General features: G+C 45.5%; 20 protein-coding genes and 2 tRNA genes. 7 read left to right on the top strand and 15 right to left on the bottom strand.

Annotated features, from left to right (window positions below):
* Window positions 1-23 precede the first annotated feature (23 nt).
* From GGR07_RS06995 to GGR07_RS06975, 5 genes are all read right to left on the bottom strand, one after another.
* Window positions 24-608: a manganese efflux pump MntP gene (locus tag GGR07_RS06995; protein WP_122056655.1), complete on the bottom strand. Its 585-nt coding sequence runs from the start codon at window positions 606-608 to the stop codon at window positions 24-26.
* Between the two features lie 7 nt (window positions 609-615).
* The gene (locus GGR07_RS06990) at window positions 616-1,413 is read right to left on the bottom strand and encodes a DUF6048 family protein (RefSeq protein WP_172545197.1); all 798 of its coding nucleotides are present in this window, start codon (window positions 1,411-1,413) and stop codon (window positions 616-618) included.
* Complete coding sequence (locus GGR07_RS06985) at window positions 1,355-1,900, bottom strand: DUF6452 family protein (RefSeq protein ID WP_021646468.1); 546 nt, start codon at window positions 1,898-1,900, stop codon at window positions 1,355-1,357. Before GGR07_RS06985 ends, GGR07_RS06990 begins: the two co-directional genes overlap by 59 nt.
* Before the next feature lie 64 nt (window positions 1,901-1,964).
* Window positions 1,965-2,915 carry a glycosyltransferase family 2 protein gene (locus GGR07_RS06980; protein ID WP_034542820.1) on the bottom strand — a complete coding sequence of 317 codons (951 nt, stop codon included), beginning with the start codon at window positions 2,913-2,915 and terminating at the stop codon, window positions 1,965-1,967.
* Window positions 2,916-2,969: 54 nt separating this feature from the next.
* A complete protein-coding gene (locus tag GGR07_RS06975) occupies window positions 2,970-3,521 on the bottom strand; it encodes a DUF4199 domain-containing protein (protein WP_256680603.1) in 552 nt (183 codons plus the stop codon).
* 318 nt (window positions 3,522-3,839) lie between these two features.
* Between GGR07_RS06975 and GGR07_RS06970 the strand changes: the two genes are divergently transcribed.
* Window positions 3,840-3,913: transfer RNA gene (locus GGR07_RS06970), tRNA-Thr, on the top strand.
* Window positions 3,914-4,111: 198 nt separating this feature from the next.
* Here the strand turns inward: GGR07_RS06970 and GGR07_RS06965 are convergent.
* Window positions 4,112-4,184: transfer RNA gene (locus GGR07_RS06965), tRNA-Met, on the bottom strand.
* 648 nt (window positions 4,185-4,832) lie between these two features.
* Here GGR07_RS06965 and GGR07_RS06960 point away from each other — a divergent pair.
* Genes GGR07_RS06960 through GGR07_RS06950 form a run of 3 tightly spaced genes read left to right on the top strand, consistent with a single transcriptional unit; the run spans window position 4,833 to window position 6,862 of the window.
* Window positions 4,833-5,423 carry a TetR/AcrR family transcriptional regulator gene (locus tag GGR07_RS06960; RefSeq protein ID WP_021646471.1) on the top strand — a complete coding sequence of 197 codons (591 nt, stop codon included), beginning with the start codon at window positions 4,833-4,835 and terminating at the stop codon, window positions 5,421-5,423.
* Between the two features lie 18 nt (window positions 5,424-5,441).
* Complete coding sequence (gene fabG, locus GGR07_RS06955) at window positions 5,442-6,188, top strand: 3-oxoacyl-[acyl-carrier-protein] reductase (protein ID WP_034542822.1); 747 nt, start codon at window positions 5,442-5,444, stop codon at window positions 6,186-6,188.
* Window positions 6,189-6,196: 8 nt separating this feature from the next.
* Entirely contained in the window at window positions 6,197-6,862 is a 666-nt protein-coding gene (locus tag GGR07_RS06950; protein ID WP_021646473.1) for an RluA family pseudouridine synthase, read from the top strand.
* Between the two features lie 60 nt (window positions 6,863-6,922).
* On the opposite strand, the gene GGR07_RS06945 is transcribed toward GGR07_RS06950, so the two are convergent.
* Both GGR07_RS06945 and GGR07_RS06940 read right to left on the bottom strand, forming a co-directional pair.
* Window positions 6,923-7,168, bottom strand: coding sequence for a hypothetical protein (locus tag GGR07_RS06945; RefSeq protein WP_021646474.1), 246 nt, complete (start codon window positions 7,166-7,168; stop codon window positions 6,923-6,925).
* A gap of 266 nt (window positions 7,169-7,434) precedes the next feature.
* The gene (locus GGR07_RS06940; RefSeq protein ID WP_122056654.1) at window positions 7,435-8,802 is read right to left on the bottom strand and encodes a sigma-54-dependent transcriptional regulator; all 1,368 of its coding nucleotides are present in this window, start codon (window positions 8,800-8,802) and stop codon (window positions 7,435-7,437) included.
* Between the two features lie 91 nt (window positions 8,803-8,893).
* Between GGR07_RS06940 and GGR07_RS06935 the strand changes: the two genes are divergently transcribed.
* The 3 genes from GGR07_RS06935 to GGR07_RS06925 all read left to right on the top strand — a co-directional run bounded on the left by GGR07_RS06935 (window position 8,894) and on the right by GGR07_RS06925 (window position 13,631).
* Window positions 8,894-9,730: a peptidylprolyl isomerase gene (locus GGR07_RS06935; protein WP_122056653.1), complete on the top strand. Its 837-nt coding sequence runs from the start codon at window positions 8,894-8,896 to the stop codon at window positions 9,728-9,730.
* 206 nt (window positions 9,731-9,936) lie between these two features.
* Entirely contained in the window at window positions 9,937-11,295 is a 1,359-nt protein-coding gene (locus tag GGR07_RS06930) for an MATE family efflux transporter (RefSeq protein WP_034542858.1), read from the top strand.
* 11 nt (window positions 11,296-11,306) lie between these two features.
* Window positions 11,307-13,631: an ATP-binding response regulator gene (locus GGR07_RS06925; protein ID WP_034542824.1), complete on the top strand. Its 2,325-nt coding sequence runs from the start codon at window positions 11,307-11,309 to the stop codon at window positions 13,629-13,631.
* A gap of 93 nt (window positions 13,632-13,724) precedes the next feature.
* Here the strand turns inward: GGR07_RS06925 and GGR07_RS06920 are convergent, their stop codons facing one another.
* From GGR07_RS06920 to GGR07_RS06890, 7 genes are all read right to left on the bottom strand, one after another.
* Window positions 13,725-14,096, bottom strand: a complete 372-nt coding sequence (locus tag GGR07_RS06920; RefSeq protein ID WP_021646479.1) for a hypothetical protein — start codon at window positions 14,094-14,096, stop codon at window positions 13,725-13,727.
* A 67-nt stretch (window positions 14,097-14,163) separates the two neighbouring features.
* A complete protein-coding gene (locus tag GGR07_RS06915) occupies window positions 14,164-15,021 on the bottom strand; it encodes a peroxiredoxin family protein (RefSeq protein ID WP_021646480.1) in 858 nt (285 codons plus the stop codon).
* Window positions 15,022-15,160: 139 nt separating this feature from the next.
* Window positions 15,161-15,667 (bottom strand): HU family DNA-binding protein, encoded by a 507-nt coding sequence (locus GGR07_RS06910; RefSeq protein WP_034542829.1) that lies wholly within the window; start codon window positions 15,665-15,667, stop codon window positions 15,161-15,163.
* 397 nt (window positions 15,668-16,064) lie between these two features.
* A complete protein-coding gene (locus GGR07_RS06905; RefSeq protein WP_021646046.1) occupies window positions 16,065-16,316 on the bottom strand; it encodes a hypothetical protein in 252 nt (83 codons plus the stop codon).
* Between the two features lie 125 nt (window positions 16,317-16,441).
* Window positions 16,442-18,895, bottom strand: coding sequence for a BACON domain-containing protein (locus GGR07_RS06900; protein WP_147298168.1), 2,454 nt, complete (start codon window positions 18,893-18,895; stop codon window positions 16,442-16,444).
* 99 nt (window positions 18,896-18,994) lie between these two features.
* Complete coding sequence (locus tag GGR07_RS06895; protein WP_122056651.1) at window positions 18,995-21,319, bottom strand: BACON domain-containing protein; 2,325 nt, start codon at window positions 21,317-21,319, stop codon at window positions 18,995-18,997.
* A gap of 62 nt (window positions 21,320-21,381) precedes the next feature.
* Window positions 21,382-22,149, bottom strand: a 768-nt coding sequence (locus tag GGR07_RS06890; protein ID WP_183200475.1) for a FimB/Mfa2 family fimbrial subunit, incomplete at its 5' end; no start/stop codon positions are given.

Raw genomic sequence — 22,149 nt, 5'->3', positions numbered from 1 at the left:
TTTTATTATTTAGAAGATATTCTTTATGATTGTAAATATAAGTGCTCGATTAATATTTTCATTCCGATAAGGATAAGAATAATCCCGCCACATAGCTCTGCTTTTATTTTTCGGGCATATCCATTTCGGCATAGAATGCCAAAAGACGCTCCGATAAGGGACATTGTGAATGAAACAAAGCCGATAATAAGGGTAGGATGGACGATTGCCTTGTAATCGCGAATTCCTAAAAAGGCAAACGAAATACCGACTGCCAAAGCATCTATACTGGTTGCTACAGCCATGGTAAATACGAGTTTTAAGCTCATAGGGTTGAATTCATATCGGCATTCTTCGTTTTTGAAAGATTCGTAAATCATTCTTCCTCCGAGAAATACGAGGATAATAAATGCGATCCAATGATCTATGCTTTCTATCAAGTGGCTGAATGTTCGGGCGCACATCCAGCCGATGAAAGGCATGACGGCTTGAAACAGCCCGAATGAAAAAGCCGTAACCAACATCGGTTTCCATCGGATATGTTTCAACAGAATTCCGTTTGCAATAGATACAGCGAAACAATCCATCGCCAAGCCTATTGCAAGCAGCCATATTTCCAATCCTCTCATTGTTTTTTTAAAAAGGCAGTTTATAGATAAGAGAATATGTTATTCCCATATTGTTCGATTTGTATTTGCCATAACCGGGTATGTACCATGGGTTGCCGTTTTCTTCGAAAGAAACTGTTGTTTTGTATTTCATCCGGAGAGTCCAACCCATGTGAAAGTTCCTGTATATGCGAACGTTTACTCCCAATACGAATTCCAACCATTGCATAGATCCCTTCATCCCCTGATAGTCGAAAGGAGCGCTTCCGCCCCAGATCTCATCTTCAAGTGCGGGATTCGGAAGTTCGTCTCCCCAAATCGGATCATCGACGGGCATGCTTGATACATCGTATTTAAAAGAACTGAAAGCATAACGGAATCCTGCGTAAAGAAAGCTGCTTTTGTCTGCTTTCTTCGCCATTGTGTTGTAGTCTATACCTATGCGGAAGAAAGGCGATGGTTTATTCTTGTAATGTATTCCCGTTTCGTTCCATGTGTCTGTGGCTCCCATACCAAACTCAAAAGCAGGGATAAACTTGTTTTTAAGATTGATGTTTACGTTGATTTCGGAGCTGATAAAGTCGCTCCCTAAAAGTTTTGCACCCATGCCATACAAGTCGACACCCATATATATACCGTTATATAACGGAATGGTATCGACTGCTGCAACTTCTTTTTTCTTATTCTTTTGGTCTCTTTTAGGCGTCGGATTCTGGTAACGTTGTTGTCCGGTCGCCGGAAGGCCTATCCATAAGATGATCAGAAAACTAATTAGTCTCGGTACGATCGCGGTACTTATAGAAAATCTGCAAATTCTGTATCTCATTGGTGTTAGCTTCTTTGTTTTTTATTTCCACTGACTCCATTTTCTCCGGTTGGTCGGCTTGTTTTCCATTTGTTATTTGGGCAGTAAGAATGCTTTGTTTCATCATATAGCCGCATTCCATCGACTGAAAGTAGGGAGTGTTTTGTTGGGTGATATACAATGTATCTGTATAGAGAGAGGGTTGTGCAGGATCGTAATGAAAAACAAATACCGTAGTGTTACCGGTATATCGTAAAGGAAGCTGTAATTTGTGTACATTCTTTTCCTGGTTGATAATCACTTCATCGGTTCCCAAAGCGGTAACAGTGAGTTGTTCGAGTGTGTCCTTCAGAACCTTTTGTGTCTCAGGGTCGATGGTGTATAGTGCACAGTACATCATCGGGCGTCCGGTCAGTGAACAATCATTCTCATCCGAGCACGAGCTGTTGACAATCATAATGTCTGTGAGGATGAGCAAACACAGAAGTAGATAAGTTAAGTTCTTCATAATAATTACAATCTACCAGTTACTAAGTTATACTCCATAATCTTCTTACCTCTACGGGTAAATCTTAAATTATCTTTTCTATTTGATATTTGTTTCGTTCCGGGGAATTGCGTGAAATTAATTCGCCCAAGAATCCGGCAAGAAACAGCTGAGTTCCAATAATCATGGCTGTAAGCGACAGATAGAAATAAGGAGAGTCGGTTACCAGTCGGTAAGAAAGTCCTTTGTACATGGCATATAGTTTACTGCCGCCTACGACGATGACTGAAATCATGCCGATGATAAACATAAGTGAACCTAATAAGCCGAAAAAGTGCATCGGCTTGATTCCGAATCTCGAAAGAAACCAAAGAGAAAGCAAATCGAGATATCCGTTGACAAAGCGATTTAGCCCGAATTTAGTCGTTCCGTATTTTCGTGCCTGATGATGTACTACTTTCTCGCCAATCTTCTTGAATCCGGCATTCTTTGCCAAATAGGGAATGTAACGGTGCATTTCGCCATACACTTCGATGTTTTTCACCACTTCATTCCGGTAAGCTTTCAAACCGCAGTTAAAGTCGTGCAGGTTTTTTATTCCTGATACTTTGCGTGCCGTAGCATTGAAAAGTCTGGTAGGCAGTGTTTTCGACAACGGATCATATCTTTTTTGTTTCCATCCCGACACCAAATCGAAACCATCTTCAACAATCATGCGATATAGCTCGGGTATTTCGTCCGGACTGTCTTGCAAGTCGGCATCCATTGTGATTACGACATCGCCTTTCGCTTCCTCAAATCCACAGAACAAAGCAGGTGATTTGCCGTAGTTGCGACGAAATTTAACTCCCTTTATGTGATTAGAGTTTGCTTTGAGTTGTTCTATCACTTCCCACGAATGGTCTGTGCTTCCATCGTTTACAAAGATTACTTCGAATGAAAAGCCATTGGTATTCATTACCCGCTCTATCCAAGCATATAGTTCGGGTAGTGATTCTTCTTCATTGAATAATGGGATTACAACTGATATATTCATTGGGCCAATTACTGTTTATTGCATTTATTTTAGAAAACGTGAATTGCAAGAGAATTAAAAGCGCGGCAATTCCGTATTCCCCGATTGTTTTTTTTTCATGACCATCAATCCGGTGGGAATGGCTAATATGCCGCCCCAAAAGAGATTGCCGGATAAAAGTTGCATGGTGATATTGATAGGAGTGAGCAAACTTACTGCATTAATTGTTTCTTCCACGATTTCTTTATGTTCTGCTAAAGCGGGTGTTTTTATCACCAATTCCTCCCATAACTGAGTATAGGAATTGACAATGAATCCATGATCAATGAATTCCAAATAAACGTAATGGGCTACTGCAACAAGCAATGAAGCGAACATATACATAAATAAACTAAAGAGAAGAGCATGGGTGAAAGAAATCACTCCTCCACATATTTTATCTCGATAAGTTTTAGCGTAATGATAGCCGATAAACGGTACAGCCAGAGTCAATACAATGAATAAGAGAGAGAGGAAAGGGATATGGAATCCTAAAGGGAATAAGATAAACTTCAGTATCCAATATACCCCCATATGGGTGCCGAAATGCATGGCATATTTTTGTAAATAGCTTCTGTTCTCTGTCATCTTTAATTATTTGAATAGAATGCAAAGATAAGAATAATATCGGTTGATGAGAAAAATTATGCTTATTTTAAAATTGATAGGTTTGCATTAAGTGTTTTGCGAGAAATTTTTCTGTTGTTTAGTTACTTGAAAAGTAGTTGATTAGCTTTGGGACGATAGAAAAAAGGCGAAAGGTATTGCAAGTTAAATAAAAATGTCTACCTTTGCAACCGCAAAACGGGTAAGTCCTATACGGCCAGCTCCCTTCGAATCCTCCAGGGCTTGATCGCAGCAAAGGTAGTTGGTTGTAGCGGCGCGATATAGTCAGCTTACCCACCCGCCTCTTTAGCTCAGTTGGCCAGAGCACGTGATTTGTAATCTCGGGGTCGTTGGTTCGAATCCGACAAGAGGCTCGAAAATAACTTATTTGAGAAGTGAGAAGAGTGTCCGCAAATGGTCACTCTTTTTTTGTATAACCAAGCTTTCGATTTTTTTTATTCTTTCCGATTTGATATAATCTCTACACTATTCAAAATCTATTAGTCTTTCCCTAAAAAAAAGTTGAGGATGAAATATTGAAAACCAATATTATCATCCTCAACTTTTTTTAGTTGCGGAGGCCTGACTCGAACAGACGACCTTTGGGTTATGAGCCCAACGAGCTACCAACTGCTCCACTCCGCGATGTTTAACGGGTGCAAAGGTACTGCTTATTTTTGAATATGCAAACTATTTCCATATTATTTTCAAAAAAAAGTGATTGAGTACTCCTGGCTCCTGTTTTGATGCTTCGCTTTTGATATATAAAAATCGCTTTCTATTTCTGAAAAGTCATTGTATCTAATTACTGAATTTAAAACAATTAGAATGTGTAAGCAATATGTTGTTCATTTCACTGCAATGCTTTACCGGTTTTATAGTAAAGTTTATGCGTCTCCCATTCGTGTTGCATTCGTCCGTCGTTTGTGTTTTATTCGTCTCTCATTCGGCAGACGAATAAAACACAAGCGACAGACGAATAATCGTTTTAAAGAAAAAGGCAAACTTTCATTATTTCTCAGGAACCCGATAAAGCTAAGGTTCTGAGATTTATTACTGACTCGATTGTACTAGGCTCATCGCCTATTGCGGACCCCGTTATTGAATATTTTAATATATTCTGTATGTTCTGCCAGATGTGGATGTAGAGAAGAATGCTAAACTCTTTTTCCTGATCTTTTCCTGAACGTTATTCGCATGCGCGAGTATTAAAGATTCCGTCTGTTTTCTTGTGTGATCTAAAGAAAAGAATTACTTTTGCTCAAAATATTTAGCATTGTGCAATTGTAACCTATGACCGTGTCCAAAACAAAAGCCAAATTAGTCGATGTCGCCCGCCAGCTTTTTGCAAAGATGGGGGTAGAGAATACGACAATGAATGATATCGCTCTTGCTTCTAAAAAAGGTAGGAGAACGCTATATACTTATTTTAAAAGCAAGGATGAGATTTATTTGGCTGTTGTCGAGTCCGAACTCGATATCTTGTCGGATATGATGAAGCGGGTGGCGGGAAAAGACATTTCGCCGGATCAAAAGATTCTGGAGATGATATATACCCGCTTGGATGCGGTAAAAGAGGTTGTTTATCGGAACGGTACGTTGCGCGCTGACTTTTTCCGTGATATATGGAAAGTAGAAAAAGTTCGTAAGAAATTCGATGCAAAAGAAAAACTGCTTTTTAAGGCAGTTCTTTTAGAAGGGCAAGCTAAAGGAGTTTTTCAGATTGATGATATTGAAATGATTTCCGATTTGGTGCACTACTGTGTGAAAGGAATTGAGGTTCCTTATATTCGCGGGCAAATAGGTGCTCATTTGGATGAAGATACAAGAAAGAAATATGTGGTCAACATTGTATTTGGCGCATTGCGTAGAACCGAATTTTAATTAAATAGTTTTTATAGTATGGGATTATTAGATGGAAAAACAGCTATTGTTACCGGCGCCGCTCGTGGTATTGGTAAGGCAATCGCTTTGAAATTTGCTTCCGAAGGAGCAAATATTGCATTTACCGACCTTCTTATCGATGAGAATGCTGAGAAGACAGCCAAAGAGCTGGAAGCAATGGGTGTGAAAGCAAAAGGATATGCTTCGAATGCAGCTAATTTTGAAGATACGGCGAAAGTTGTAGGAGAGATTCAAAAAGATTTCGGACGTATCGATATTCTGGTGAACAATGCCGGTATTACTCGCGATGGACTGATGATGCGTATGAGCGAACAACAGTGGGATATGGTAATCAATGTAAATCTGAAGTCTGCGTTCAACTTTATTCACGCTTGTACACCCGTGATGATGCGGCAAAAATCGGGCAGCATTATCAATATGGCTTCTGTGGTAGGTGTTCATGGCAATGCCGGACAGGCTAACTATGCCGCTTCCAAAGCCGGCATGATTGCTTTGGCCAAATCTATAGCTCAGGAGTTGGGTTCTCGCGGCATCCGTGCAAATGCCATTGCTCCCGGATTCATTCTGACGGATATGACGGCAGCTCTTTCAGAAGAAGTAAGAGCAGAGTGGGCTAAAAAAATACCTTTGCGCCGTGGCGGAACCCCTGAAGATGTGGCGAATATCGCTACTTTCCTTGCTTCTGATATGTCTTCATACGTGTCAGGCCAAGTAATTCAGGTAGACGGTGGTATGAACATGTAGCGTGCAGGATGACTGTTATATACGAAGATAATCATATTATTATAGTTAACAAGACCGCTTCTGAGATTGTCCAAGGAGATAAAACCGGAGATACCCCGCTTTCGGAAACAGTAAAACAGTATTTGAAAGAGAAGTATCAGAAACCCGGAAATGTTTTTCTCGGTGTTACTCATAGATTGGACCGCCCGGTGAGCGGTCTTGTTGTTTTTGCCAAAACAGGCAAAGCACTGACTCGCTTGAATGAAATGTTTCGTACGGGCGAGGTAAAAAAGACTTATTGGGCTATTGTAAAAAATGTTCCGAATGAGCTGGAAGGTGAATTAGCTCACTTTTTAGTGCGTAATGAGAAGCAGAACAAAAGTTATGCTTACGATAAGGAAGTGCCCGATGGGAAAAAGGCCGTTTTGTGTTATCGCCTGATTGGGCGTTCGAAGAACTATAATCTGCTTGAAGTAGATTTAAAAACCGGACGGCATCATCAGATTCGTTGCCAGTTGTCTAAAATAGGTTGTCCAATTAAAGGGGATTTAAAATACGGGGCCCAACGGTCGAATCCGGATGGAAGTATTTGTTTGCATGCCCGAAAAATATTATTCGTGCATCCTGTTTCGAAAAAACTTATCGAGGTTGAGGCTCCCTTGCCGGATAGTGTTTTGTGGAAAGAGTTTGAGTAGTATAAAAAAGCCATCCCCGGAATAGACAAGTAGGGATGGCTTTTTGTAGTGTGCTTACTGTTATTCGGCAGGCTGTTCTGTCGGTTCAGTATCAGGCTCCTCCCTGGTGGGCTCAGGTACTGCTGTTGTATCTCTGGCAGTCGTATCTTTGACAATCGTGTCAGGAGATATTGTGTCATTGACTACAACGGCTAGTGTAACATCTGCCGGGGCTATCACAGCTTTTGCAGAGTTCTGAGCCTTCACCAAGAATGAACCACTACAAACAAACATAAACATTGCTACTACTAAGACAATTTTTTTCATCACTGTTTGCTTAAATGATTTTCTTCAATAAAATAAAATTCAACTCTCTCTCGTTTCAAGTTAAGGAATCGGTTGTTTCTATATTTTTTATGTCTGATAATCAGTCATTATTCGTACTTAAAAAACATCAAAGCTTGTGCCAAACTGATAAATAAGGCATAATGTTTTGATCTTTAAATAAATGTGCACTTGTGGAAGTGTGAGAGGATGTTGATAATGTGTGGAATGTGTGGATTGGATTGTAGAATTATTCCACACTTTTTTGTTTATAGCCGAATGTCGTATAGCTTTAATTTATTATATAATGTTTTCCTATCTATATTCAGTAACCGGGCGGCTTTGCTTTTATTATTTCCTGTTTGACGAAGCGCTTCCAGGATCTGCTCTTTTTCCATTTCTTCATTGTGCAAAGCCATGCTACTCTCATAGGTGGTGGGAGGAGTTTCTAAAATTTCCGCTCCCAAATCTTCAATAGTGATAATTTTCTCTTGAGCCAATAGGGTTGCCCGTTTTACAAGGTTTTTCATTTGACGCAAGTTTCCCGGCCAATGATAGTTGAGCAAGGCTTGAGATGATTTGGAATCGAACCCGATGAGTTGCTTGTTCAATTCTTTGTTTGCTTGATCAAGGAAGAAGTTGGCAAAAAGGAGTATATCTTCGCTTCGGTCTTTTAAATCCGGAATTTGCAATGTAAACTCATTGATACGATGATAGAGGTCTTCCCGGAAACTGCCTTTTTCTATGGCTTGTTCCAAGTTTTCATTAGTGGCGGATATAAGGCGGATATCTACATTGACTTCCTGAGTTGATCCTACCGGTCGGATTTTTCTCTCTTGCAGGGCACGAAGTAGTTGCACTTGCACTTCGTAGCTGAGATTGCCTATCTCATCTAAAAAGATGGTACCGCCGTTAGCTGCAACAAAAGCTCCCGTTTTGTCTGTTAAGGCTCCGGTAAAAGAACCTTTTACATGCCCGAAAAATTCGGATGCCGCAAGCTCTTTGGGAATTGCACCGCAGTCGACTGCGATGAAAGCTTGATCGCTGCGTTTGCTTAGTTGATGGATGCGATGTGCTACATATTCTTTTCCTGTTCCGCTGGAACCATTGATGAGAACCGACATATTGGTCGGAGCTACCAGATCTACGTATCCATAAAGCTGCTTGGCCGCATCGCTCTCTCCTTCGAGAAAAGAGCTTTGATGTTTTTCGTCAGCTTCAGATTCCGACTTTGTTGCAACACTTGTCTTATGCTTGGAAGATGAGGTGGAGCTGCTTCCTTCTTTCAGCACTTCCGATATTTTTTTCAACAACTCCTCCGGATTCACCGGTTTTGCTATGTAATCGCCCGCACCCAGTTTGATGGCTTGCACGGCCGACTGTATGTCGGCATAGCCGGTCATTATAATTAAAGGTATCCGGGTTTGTTGTTTGTTCATCCATTTCAAGAGATCGATACCTTCCTGATCGGGCAGGCGCAAATCGGATAAAATTAAGTCGACCGTTTTTTCCTCAATCTGTTTTTGAGCACGTGAAACCGTGCTTACAGACGATACTTCAAACCCCTTCTTGCTTAACCAGGTTTTCAGCATCATCCCAAAAGTAATATCATCTTCAACAATTAATATCGATTTCATTTTGCGACCTTTTTGCCTCTTTTAAGGCGCAAAGATAAGAGATTCCATGTGAAAATAGTATCTTTGCAGACTTAAATAAAACAAAAGTGTTATGAAAAATACGTCGTTGTTAGTATTAATTGTATTGTTTAGCAGCCTCATCGGTTGTAAAAACAGGATAAAAAAAGAAGGAAATATGGATAGCCGGACGTTGGTAAAGATTGAAACGAGTTTAGGAGATATTAAAGTTGAGTTGTACGACGAGACACCAAAACATCGTGATAATTTTATAAAGTTGGCAAAGCAAGGAGTCTATGAAGGAACTTTGTTTCACCGTGTCATCAAAGACTTCATGGTTCAGGCGGGAGATCCCGATTCTAAGAATGCCCCTAAAGGAAAAATGTTAGGGAGCGGCGATGTGGGATATACGATCCCGGCAGAATTTGCGTATCCGCAGTTCTTTCATAAGAAAGGGGCCTTGTCTGCCGCCCGCCAAGGTGATAATGTCAATCCGAAGAAGGAGTCTTCCGGTTGTCAGTTTTACATCGTGACAGGAAAAGTATTCAATGACTCTACACTATTGAATATGGAAAACCGGAAGAATGAAAACCGTGTGAATATTATTTTCAATGCGTTGGCGCAGAAGCACATGAAGGAAATTTATAAAATGCGGAAAGCGAATGATGAAGACGGGCTTTATGAACTTCAGGAAAAACTGTTTGAAGAGGCGCGGAAAGAGGCTGGGAAAGAACCGGATTTCCATTTCACGCCGGAACAGATAAAAGCTTATACGACAGTAGGCGGTACGCCTCATTTAGATGGTGAATACACTGTGTTCGGAGAAGTAGTGGAGGGGATGGAAATCGTAGAAAAGATACAAAATGTGAAGACCGACCGAAGCGATCGCCCGGAAGAAGATGTGAAGATATTGAAAGTGACAGTATTATAAATTGAACTGTCCGATTTCCTGAAAAACATATGAAGAGCCGCCATAATTTAAAGCCCTCATACTGTAAAACTGCTAGTTAGCAGCACTGTGTTTGTTTAAGAATATGGTTACATTGAGGAAGCTGTTAATTCTGTCCTGAAAAAGTAATGTCTCGACGGAGATTGCAACGAATGGAACTTACATCATAATTGAAGAAAAAGAGAAAAATGAAAAATATTTATAAAACATATAAGTCCCATTATAAAGCGTTGTTCTTTCTTGGATTACCGATCGTCATCGGGCAAGTTGGGGTAATTATCCTCGGATTTGCCGATACATTGATGATCGGGCATCATAGTACGGAAGAATTAGGAGCTGCTTCCTTTGTCAATAATGTTTTCAATTTAGTCATTATATTCAGCGTCGGATTTTCGTATGGGCTTACGCCTATTGTCGGTGAACTGTATGGAACCCGTCAGTTCCCGCCTGCGGGACAGGCATTGCGTTGCAGCCTGTTGGCCAATTTCCTGATAGCCGTATTGCTCACTGTGATTATGGGAGTGCTTTGGCTGAATGTAGAGAACCTTGGCCAACCTGAAGAATTGATTCCATTGATAAAGCCCTATTATCTTGTGCTTTTGGCGTCGTTGGTGTTTGTGATGCTGTTCAATGGATTCAAACAATTTACCGATGGAATAACGGATACAAAAACCGCCATGTGGATATTGTTGGGAGGAAATGTACTGAACATTATCGGTAATTATCTATTAATCTATGGGAAACTCGGTTTTCCGGAGTTAGGACTGCTGGGAGCTGGAATCAGTACTTTGTTTTCGCGCATTATGATGGTGGTGGTATTTGTTGCCGTTTTTGTCCGAAGCCCTCGTTTCCTTCGTTATAAAATCGGCTTTTTTCGTTTGGGATGGTCCCGCTCTGTGCTTCGCCGTTTAAATGCGCTCGGATGGCCCATAGGATTTCAAATGGGCATGGAAGCCGCATCTTTCAGCCTGAGTGCCGTAATGATCGGTTGGTTGGGCACCATCGCTTTGGCTTCCCATCAAATCATGCTTACCATTTCTCAGTTTACCTTTATGATGTATTACGGCATGGGAGCTGCTGTTGCGGTAAGAGTCAGTAACTTTAAGGGACAGGAAGATATGCTGAATGTACGCCGTTCGGTCTATGCCGGCTTTCACTTGATGATGGCATTGGGGGTAACCCTTTCTTTGATTGTTTTTCTTTGTCGTAATTACTTGGGAGGCTGGTTTACCGACAGCACCCAAGTGGCAGGAATGGTTACATCATTGGTGCTTCCTTTTCTGGTCTATCAGTTTGGCGATGGATTGCAAATAACCTTTGCCAATGCTTTGCGTGGAATTTCGGATGTGAAACCGATGATGCTCATCGCCTTCATCGCCTACTTCCTTATCTCTCTTCCTGTCGGATACTTCTGTGGTTTCACATTAGAGTGGGGGATAATTGGTATCTGGATGGCATTCCCTTTTGGATTGACCAGTGCCGGCATAATGCTCTGGTTGCGCTTTCGGCAGCAAATCAAGTTGCGTACTTCGATGATTGACACTTAAAAAATCAACTTATGTCTTCTTTTCGTTCTACAAAACTGAAAATAGCCGTTGGCTATTCCTTGCTTCTCGCCATGCTTATTTTTTCTTTGATATTTGTTTATCGTGAAATGGAGAATTTGTCTTCGGCAGATAATTTGCAGGATTTGAAAACAGACAGCATACTCTTGCTTTTGCACGAGAAAGACCGGAATACCATTGAGATGCTGCGTGTGCTGAATGAAGCGAATGATAGTTTGCTGTCTGCTTCGGAGGTGGAAGAAATCATCTCGGAGCAAGATTCCGTGATTACGCGGCATCGTGTACAAAACCGTGTGATCACCAAGCGGGATACATTGGTGACGAAACTCAAGAAAAAAGGTTTTTTCAAACGTTTGGGCGAAGTGTTTGTTCCTTCGAAAAAGGATACTGCCCTACTGGTCAATACTTCTCTTGAATTTGCTACGGATACTATTCTTGAACCGATTGCCACGACCGATTCTCTTCAACACAAAATACGTATGGCTACCCGCCGGAAACGAATCAGGACAAAGACAAGCATCCGGCGTAACAGTGCGGCGTATCAGCGCATGAACGAATTGTTGACCAACCGGATGGATAGCTTGATTAAAGGGTATGAAGTAGACATTCTGCAACGAGCCAGGCAAGAAGCGGAACTTTATCAGTCTGTCAGAAAACGCTCTTCTCACATCATAGGAGGCATAGCCGTTGGCGGCGTGTTGCTTTCGGCCATATTCCTCATGTTGGTCATGCGTGATATAACGAGAAAAAACCGATACCGCAAACAGTTGGAAGAGGCAAACAAACGAGCGGAGGCTTTATTGGCTGCCCGTGAAAAACTGATGTTGACCATCACGCATGATTTTAAAGCTCCCCTAAGCTCCATTATCGGATATACCGAACTCCTTTCCCGCTTGACGAAAGACGAACGGCAGCGCTTTTATCTCGATAACATGAAAAGTTCGTCAGATCATCTATTGAAACTGGTAACCGATTTGCTCGACTTCCACCGGCTCGATTTGAATAAGGCGGAAGTGAACCGTATTTCGTTCACTCCGGCACAACTGTTCGAAGAGATAGCAGTGAGTTTCAGGCCGGTAACGGATGAAAAAGGCCTGGTCCTGAAATGTATCATTGCGCCCGAGCTTTCGGAGAGATATGTGAGCGATCCGCTACGATTGCGCCAGATTATAAATAATTTGTTGTCGAATGCCGTGAAGTTTACGGAAGAAGGAAGCGTTACTTTGACTGCCGCTTACGAAAGATCGTTGTTGACAATTGAAATAACCGACACAGGCAAGGGAATAGCGGTGGAAGATTGCGAACGAATTTTTCAGGAATTCACGCGTTTGCCCGGTGCTCAAGGAGCGGAGGGGTTCGGGCTGGGACTCTCGATCGTTCATAAGCTGGTGACTCTGCTCGAAGGAAAAATCAGTGTCGATAGCGCATTGGGCGAAGGAAGCCGTTTCACGGTTATTTTGCCTTTATATCCGGTCGGGAAAAGTGCTTATAACAATAACCGCCGTAAAGAAACCGAGACTTCACCGGCTAAGGATGAAGATGCGGAACAGGCAAATCCTGCGGAAGAATTTCGTGTCTTATTGATAGATGACGACAAGATTCAGCTTGAGCTGACGGCCGCCATGCTTCGGCAGCAAGGCATTATTGCAGTTTGCTGCCAGCAACTCGACGAGCTGATGTGTCAACTGCGGGATTTTACTTTCGACCTCTTGCTGACCGACATACAAATGCCTGCTATCAACGGGCTTGATCTGCTTCGCCTGCTCAGAACATCGAATACGCCTCAGGCCCGGAGTATTCCTGTTATTGCTGTTACGGCCCGGAGTGAAATGGATGAAGCTATTCTGCGTGAGCACGGTTTTGCGGGATGCCTGCACAAACCCTTCACTGTCGCAGAGCTGATGTCAGCTGTCGGTATCCGCCGGATAACGAAGAATACCGGATATATGCCCTCTGATATACCGCAGAACTCTTCATCTTCGCTTTGCTTTTCTGCTCTGACAGCGTTTTCCGAAGACGATCCGGAGGCTGCCCGGGCCATTATCCGGACTTTTATTGAGGAAACCGGTAAGAATGCCGCGCGGATGAAAGAAGCATTGGAACGTAAAAATGTAGATGAAATAGCAGATATGGCACATAAGCTTCTTCCTCTGTTTACGGTCATCAATGCTTCCGACTCCCTCTCCGCTCTCACATGGCTGGAGGGTATGCGTGGTTCTGAGTATTCGAATGAGGTGAAAAAAGTGACTGCAAGCCTTTTGAAGACGATTGACAAAGTGACCGATGCCGCAAATGGCTATTTGCATAATATTTATTGAAAAGCTTCACAGCATAAAGTCAAATTGTAGCACAATGGATCATAACTTCTGATTAAGAAGTGATTAAGGAACTTTCTGTCGTTGCTGCAAAAATTAAATATCACATTCCCCTTTCGATGCGTAATCCTCTGTTTCTTTTTCAAGTATCTCCATAATTTGCTCGTTTTCCATAAGAAACAATGCCGGATGCTCTTCCAGAACTCTGTCGACCATAGCTAATTCATGCACGTAACTTTCTCTCATACGCATATAAACCGTGCATAGCGTCCGCGTGCTCACATCCTGCTGCTTGTCTTCTATTTCGGAATCTTGCAGTTGTTTCAGTCGTGCCTTGAATATCTTTGCCCTTTCTATATCATGTTTGCGCCACAGGTATATTTGCATGAGGTAATATATCTGGAGTTTGGCATACAGCATCGATAATTCCGTCCGTATGTCCCCGTCATGGTTTAAAAGTAAATTCATGGTTTTGATTGTTAATTTTGATTTTTCTGTTTTTTCAACTTGTCATTGCGGTTTTGCATGTTACGGTTTAATTTCCGCACAAGCCCTTTTTGGCCTGCTCCCATGTCCGGAAAGAGCCTGTCACGTTTCCGTCCTTTCCTATGATGTAGAGTGTGGGAGTAGCGGCCACACCGTATGCAATGAAGTCAGGGCTGTAAAACCCCTCGGGAGCATTCCACTTTTCTGCCCACGGCAGTGAGGCGGCCCTGCGGGCGAACATTCTTTCGTCCGTGTTCGCTCCGATGGATACTACGCGTATTCCTTCCCCTTTGAGCGTGCCGTATGCTGAGCAGATTTCACGGAGGGTGCGCTCGCAATTGCCACAATCACTCTCATAGAATATCAGAAGAGTTTTTCCGCGCGACACGTGGGGCGAACTCCGGGTCAACGGTGGAGCAGGACTGTCTTTAAGCATTAAGGCGGTGAGCAGGCGGTGGGCTATTTCGCCGGGATCGGTGGATGGCACATCAAGCCCTTCGGCTGCGGCGGCAATGCACGCCGCAGCACGCTGCAACCCTTGTTTGAAGACGTGTGCAGCAATCTCCCGGAAAAATACTTTCAGTTCTTCCTCCTTGCCCTCTTCCAGCAGTCGTCGGGCCATGCGCTTGGCAGCCGTGCACAGCGAGGAACTTCCGGTATCGGCGTAAGAGTCTGCCCATGTACAGAGGTAGTCCTGTGCATAAACGAACGCCATCAGACTGTCGGCAGAAAGCGAATCGGTGACGAACGACTGTTCTTGTGCCAGCAGCAAAGGGTTGTATGCCGCAGTGGCTTGCAGCAGGCGTATGTAGCGGTTTTCTGTTTCGGATTTTTCCTTCTTTTCGTTCCGGCAGCTGCCGAGAACAGCGAGTAGGAGCAATGCGAGGCAGATGTGTCGTTTGTTCATAGAAGTTTAAAGTTTCGTTTTACATTGTAAAAAACTCCCTTATTTCCTTTCCCTTCTGCCCGAAAGCCGGGGCGGATCAGGGAGTTTTGAACAAAAAAGATATTTTATGAATGAAAGATTTATGAATATTCCGTCATCTTTATCCTGCCGGGTCGGGAGCCTCGCCGTGTCCGCCGGAACCTCCTCCCGGCGAGGGAGTTCCGCCATCTCCGGGATTGTTTTGCACGCCTCCCGGCTGTGAGGTTGTTCCACCCCATTCTTCCCAGAACACTTCGTTGGAGACAAGCGAGCGGGTAGCTATTTTATTGCCTGTGGTGCGGGTCGATTCGGGGATGAAGCGTACGCGTACGCCCGTGATTTGCTTGGCCGACACCTCCTCCGCGGTGTCTGCACCCTTGCCCGAGGCGTTCGCCGTGTAGTAGAACGTGCCCACACCTTCGAGTTTCACGGTGCGCCCTTGTGCCATGTAGTCTGCAAGTACTCTACCCAAATCCTTGAGCACGGCGAACGTGTCGGCACGGCTCACGGTGGAGATTTGCGACAATCGGTCGGCCACTTGGTCCGTTGTTACCGGTTTGCCCACCGTCACGGCGCGTGGATACCACTTGCCGTTGATTTTCTGTTTCACTTTCTTAAAAAATGCCATAATGATAATATTTAAGTTTGTTAATAAAGATTTGTTCTTTCATGCTCTTGCGCGTTGTTTTTCCGGAGTTTCCGAAGAAAGGTGTATTCCTTTTTCCCGCCTCTCCGGGCTTTCGCGCTTCATGCTTGTGCGGCTCCCGCTTTCGTCGTCTTCGGTGTATTTCCGCCCCTTATCACGGGCTCGGCGGATACCCCTCCTGTAAGGGCTTCCTGAGGGGGTGGAGCACGGTGACGGACTGTGGTATCCTTAGTGACGGACCGTGATACCCTCAGTGACGGACCGTGTTACTCTCAGTGACGGACCGTGTCCCCTCGGTGGCGGCCGTGTTACTCTCGGTAAGAGACCGTGAACCCTCAGTGACGGACTGTGTTACTTTCGGTAAGAGGCCGTGGTACCCTCAGTAACGGGCCGTGGTTTTCGCAGTGTCGGCTTTTTCACAATTCGATGCCGCGCCGTCTTTTCCACCTACTCTTTTCCTGCCCAATTCCCCGTCTCTTCTGTTCTGTTTCCGGGCCGGGGTAGGGGCGTTCGACTCATTTCCGTGGAGAATTTCGTCCGTCGGGAATGTACATATTTTAACCAATCGCTCCGTCCGGCTTGGTTGGGAGCCTGATGCCGCATCCCGTGCCTTGCCCAAAAACAGTGTCACCTACACTGCTGACTTTTATTTCATCATCATTGTTAAAGATCTCAACAAATTGCCGCTCGAAATGCCCATGCCTTCGTGCCGTAATCCGCAGAACGGCGATTGCTGTTCTGCGGATTACGGCGACGCTATTCGTCATAGTTATGGAACGGGCGTACGCTGTAGCCTCTGTATTTAGGCTGATGGGCCTCACCTATGGCGTGTCCATTCTCAAAAGCCGTGTATCCGTACCTCCAAGCCTGAGAGGTGCCGGGCGGAGGAGGCGAAGATGTCCAGAAATTAAATGCGGTATTTAGCTGGCTAACCGATCCGGGTATAGTGCCCCCCGGAATACCTGAAGAAGGATTGCTGGAAAGTGGAGATAAATATCCTGAGCGCTCTATCGTATAGTTGAATACTCTGCCCGGGGTCTGTGCTTGCGTTTGCCACCAAGCGGCGGTCAACTGGTTGATAGTCGGTATAGCGGCATCTCCGCCCAGATATACGATTCTTATATTTACGGCGTTTCCTGATGATCCACCGGGATAGTTAACACTTTTTAGCTCGTAGAAATAAGCGCAAACCATTGAGTTGTCCGGTGCGAGGGGATATTCGGCATTGGCTCCTTGCACTCCTTTTTGAAAACGAAGCGCTGACATTTTCCATGGTGAAAGGAGCTTATATTCGCTTTTGTATGTATGCTTTTGCCCTCCGATGTTTATTTTCTCATGCCGTAGTCTTTCGTTTATGGTAAGTTCTGTATAACTGTTCCATGCAATAAAACCATGCGGGGGCAGAATTCCTCCCCATTCTTCGGCCGAAGGCAGGTGGTATTTGTCTTTCAGCAAGGGGTCTTCGAAGAGTTTCAGCCCATTCGGGTTGTGGGTGGCATCCGTTGTTCCTGTGCATACATACCAGTTATAGTAGCCGCTTGCGCCGAATTGGTTGTCATTGGCCCAACGCAACGGCCCGTCGGTTTGTGCGGCAGTGGCTCCGGTTCCTGGTATATAACCGTATGCAGAACCTCCTGCAAGGTTATATTCGCTCATATATTCGGGTGGCAGTTTGCCCACCTTTACTTTTATTTCCATTTCCGCCGCTCCGGCTTTGAGTTTGAAGCTTCCTCTGGCGTATAGTTTGTTCGTGGCTTTTATGTTCAAGACAACAGTGCCGTCTGTCGTTGTTTGCGTATTCGACAGCGTACACCATGCCGGGACATCGGCTGTCGTCCACCCTCCCGTGTTTTCGGTGGTGATGGTAAGCGGGCGTCCTGTAGTGGCCGCAGAGAAAGGGATATACACTTCTCTCTTATCCACCGTCAGCCGTTTGTTGCCCGGCACTTTCACCTCTTCCTGCACTTGGTTCCATGGAACGATGCGGCATTTGAGGGTATGTTGTCCATTGAGCGCGTCTTCGGGCGTTGCTGCCGGAGGACTGTCCACGCTCTGAGTTTCAATGACGTAGTGGTGGTTGCGCAGCAGGTCGAAAAACTGGTCTGTAGCATAATCCCTGAAGTCGATACGGTAATATCCGAAGTGTGGAGAGATACTGGCTTCCAAAGCTTGTCCTTCCGGTGTGGCGCTGTTGAATTTGACATGAACGATGAGGCAGGTGGCTTTCATCCCCGATTCGCCTGCCTTGGCGTGATTGTCCGCCTCGAAAAGATAAAAACTTTTCTCTTGCCCTGCGAGGATAGCCGGATTACCGAAACTGTGCAGTTCTTTATATGTGCCTTGCGCCACTGTCGCATTGTCGGGCACGGTAGGCGTGTTCACCGTCATTCCCGGCGCATTGGGCGCTGTGCAGTTGTCGGGTGAGATGCGTCCCTTACTGCGATAATTGTACAGGCGTAATTCTTCGAATTTCCCGAAGAAGGACTTTCCGGGTGCATCGGAGCATTTCAGCGTCACCTTTGCCACGGGGCGTATCATTGTTACGGTCGTCTTCGGCGCGGTTGCCGAAGTGCCGTTGCCGTAGTTCGGGTCTATCGTCTGGTTGGGCAGTTCGCCCCACATGGGCATGTACCCGCTGCTCAGGTCGGGTTGTCCGTCTGCCGTAGCGCTCACAAGGAGGCGCTTCATCACATCCTCTTTGGCTTCGCCCAATGCGGCTGCGAGCCGGTCTACTTTGTCGCGGGCGTTGGCTACGAGCACAAGCGTCTGGGCGTGGGGGTCGCTTATCAGGCGTACTTTCACCGAGCGGTTTGCGGGGTCGTACTCGCCCCGTACGCGATAGAAAAACGTACCCTGCTTTATGTCGTTGGGGTTGCTTCCGGTTTTGAATGCGAGCAGGTCTACGGTCTGTATGCCGTCCTCGTTCACGGCGCGGGTCATCGGCGCACGCGTAGTTCCGGCAGTCATTTTTCCTTCGGTGGGAGCACTGTCCGCTGTGCCCGCGTCCATCCAAAGTTCCGTTGCCGGTGTACCGGCTTGCTGCAAAGCCCGTATGCCGGAATGGGGCTCGGTGGCGGCTGTCTTGAAATTCAGGTAGATGGTCGCTTCCCGGTCGGGTACGGGCGTTTGTTCGGCTTCGTCGCTGCATGCAACGGTTCCCATTGCGCAGCAAGCGAAAAGCATGTTTATGATAAAATCTCTTGTCTTCATAATTTATTTGTCAGAATATTGCCTCTGTCTACTGTCGGATTACGTCGTTCGTTTAAGAACAAGGTCCGGTTAATTATTGCTTATCGTACATGTCTTCATTCAAGGGTTAAGGAAAGGGCGTACCGCCATTCCTTGCATCGCATTTCGGTTGGTATTCCCCGGGAGATGCGACAGATTCCCGGATTCATAATTCGTATCTGCCAATGGAGGTGTCGCAATCCAGTAATAGAACCTGAGACTACCTCTATGTAGGAGACTTCCTTGGTGATAAACAGGATCGTTATAATTCGCTATTTGTCCCGGATTAGGGAATATGCGAGTAACCGTATGAGTTCTACGCGCATTCCAGAAACTCTCATTGGCAACCGCATCGATATCTACCGAATAGTCGTCACCTACCCATACGCTGGATACTTTCAGGTGGAAATAGTTATTGTTGTTACCTGGGGTTCCTACTGCCTCGTAGCGGTAGGCGCAACGTTCCGAGTCATCCGGTGCTCCGGGGTAATCAGTCCCGAGTCCTCCGGCGGCAGATTGCAGATGTAAGCCATATGCTATCGGTCCGCCGTCCGATTTTATTTCACAATAATATGTCTTTGAAATATTACCGTATCTGACAGGCATGACACCGTCAACTGAATTAAGTCCCGAACTCAATTGGAAGTTCAAGTTGGAAAAAATCCCGTTTATTTCTTCTGCAGCGGGCATGTGGTAACCGGCCAAGAAAGGATGGTCGGCAAAAAGGTTCTTCCTATTCGGGTTGACAATGGAATGATAAGACCCATTGGTCAAATAGCAAGGGTAACAACCGTTCTGGTCGTTGTTATGGCTGGTAGCCCACCGTACCTCGGGTTCTTTCTGTGCAGGAGAGTTCTCCGCATCATTTGTAGATATGACGGCATAACCTCCGGCTCCGGTGTAACCCCCCACCAAGCCATGTTCCGCTACATACATCAGCGGAATGGGATTCAGTATGACTTTCACACGGGCTTCCAACCGTCCGGCGGATATTTCCAGATAGCCTGTTCTGCCACGGTAATTTCCGTTCAAGGAGATCGTGAATTGTTGCGGGGCGTTCGCGCCTCCTCCGGCGGAACTTGAGGTAAGCCAACTATCTGTTATCGGGCTGCCATCTTGGTTGTAGCAAGCGATGCTAAATCCGCTGGGAACGTCTGTTTGCACTGTTATTTGTCTGGTCAGCGGGGAGTCAGTCCATTCCGTTATTTTATCTTCGGATATTGTTAGGTAATATCCACTGTTGAATATAATGTTTTTCATGCTTTCGTCTACAGTCAGTAGCGTTGCCGTAATACCGTTTTCATTGGTAAATATTTCCTTGCTTTGCAACGCCTCTTGCAATGTGGCATATCCGGGAGCATTCACCGCCGTGATGTTGAACAGATATTTATGGTTGCGGCGAATGGGAATGGGCGTTCCTTTCGGCTTTCCGTGCGTGCCGTCGTCGATGAAATCGATGGGGTAGAAGCCACTATGAAATCCGGTTATCTTGACGATAATTCGCGCCCCGTCTGTGCCTATCGTGCCGGAAGCCGGTTGCTCGTATGCGTATATAGGGGTAGAAAGATTTTGTTCGACAGTCATGTTGGCAGGCGAGATACTTCCGCAGTCCACCGGGGTAATGTTTGCTTCAAGCGAACCCGGAAGATTCAGCGTAGTGGTGTAATTGTCCTTATCGCCATATATACGTCCGTTTTTCACCGAACGGCAGAAATATACTTTTTCCAATACTGCGTCGACGGTTCCGGGACCGTGTTGTTTCTTGACCTCTATTCTCGCCATCGCCCGCAGGAATTTGACTTCTTCAGTAAAGACCTTGGGTACGCCTGCTTTGATGGAGATGCCGTTCTGGGTAGCGAGCTTCAGCTCTCCGTACATAGGTATTTCGTTTTTCACGTATTGTCCCGTCGCCGGGTCCATTCCGCCGGTAATATCCAATTGTTTCAGATTGTCGAAAGTGGAGGTTCCCGCCGTCAGTTTTCCCGTGACGTCGGTGGAGGTGAGTATGCACAGACGATTGTAGTCGCCTTCGTCGATTCCTCTGAGGTGCATGGCAAACGGGTTACTCCCTGTGTTTACATCAGGTGCTCCCGAATCGGACTGGGTCTGAAATACTTTCATGAATTTGAGTTTCTCCTGTCCCCCTTCCACCTTGAAAGCGAGTACGGATATGGGAAATCCGAGGGTTTCGTCGTTTACTGCCCGTGTCCCGGGTGTGCGCATGCCGGGTATATGTATGGCAATGGTCACCTGCGCTTTGTCTTGCCCTGTCGGCGGATTCAGTGCGGGAGAGGGAACAGGCTCGTCGTTCCGACAAGCTACGGCGAGCAGCAACACAGTCGTGTAGAGGATGACATTGCTTGCCATTTGCTTCGCGATCCGCTTTATCAAATCTGTTTTCATCATATGCAATATTGTTATTCGGTTGTATGGCAACCTATGTTTCGTTCAGAACGTACTCCGGGCTTTCAGACTCCTCCTGGTTTTACGTTTTGGTTTTCCCAGTCTTTAATCGTAATCTTCGCGTGCCCGTTGGTAAATGTAATCTCGATGGGAATCACGATTTCGTTTTCATCCCCTATCTGTATGTTGTACTTCCTGATAAGGTCTGCTATCGAGATGGGCGGCACGATGTGGTTTCCCGCGTTGTCTTTGAGTTCTATCAGAGCGGGCGTGTCCGCTCCGAATCTCGGCACGTCTATCACGGCTACGGCCTCTTTCTTCGTCCCGTCGTATTCCACCGACGGAACATATGTCTTTCCCTGCTCCACCGGAAGCACTTTCCATTTTCCCGTGTCATCATCTTTCATCGGACGCAGTGCGGATGCCAGACCGCCCATCTTTAATTGAGGTTGCAGGCTTATCCCTTTCAGCTGCACGCTCACGCGAATGGTCTTGGTGCTGAACTTGACTTCGGTCTCCACACCTGCGTTCCGCTCGTTCACACTCAGGTCTGCCGTGGCGAACAGCAGCCTGTCGAGCGTAGGGATCTCTTGTGAAGTTGCGGCTTTCGGATGTTCAAGGAACAGGTCGGCAATGGTTTCTCCAGTTTGAAACCCTCCGAGCTTGCTGTTTTCTGCCGATGCATTCGCCCAGCAAACCACCGTGTACTCCCCTTGGGGAAGGTAGAGTTCCGTCCCCTGAAACTTCATGAGTTCGCCTTTGGAGATTGTCAGGGTCTGTTCTATGCTCCCGTCCGGACGGTAGACGCACAGTGTCACCTGCTCCACACGCTC

Origin of the sequence: Bacteroides pyogenes (assembly GCF_014196225.1) — a bacterium.
GTDB classification, from domain to species: Bacteria; Bacteroidota; Bacteroidia; order Bacteroidales; family Bacteroidaceae; genus Bacteroides; species Bacteroides pyogenes_A.
Note: the sequence above shows the minus strand (reverse complement) of the source record. Positions and strands in the feature narration are given on the sequence as shown.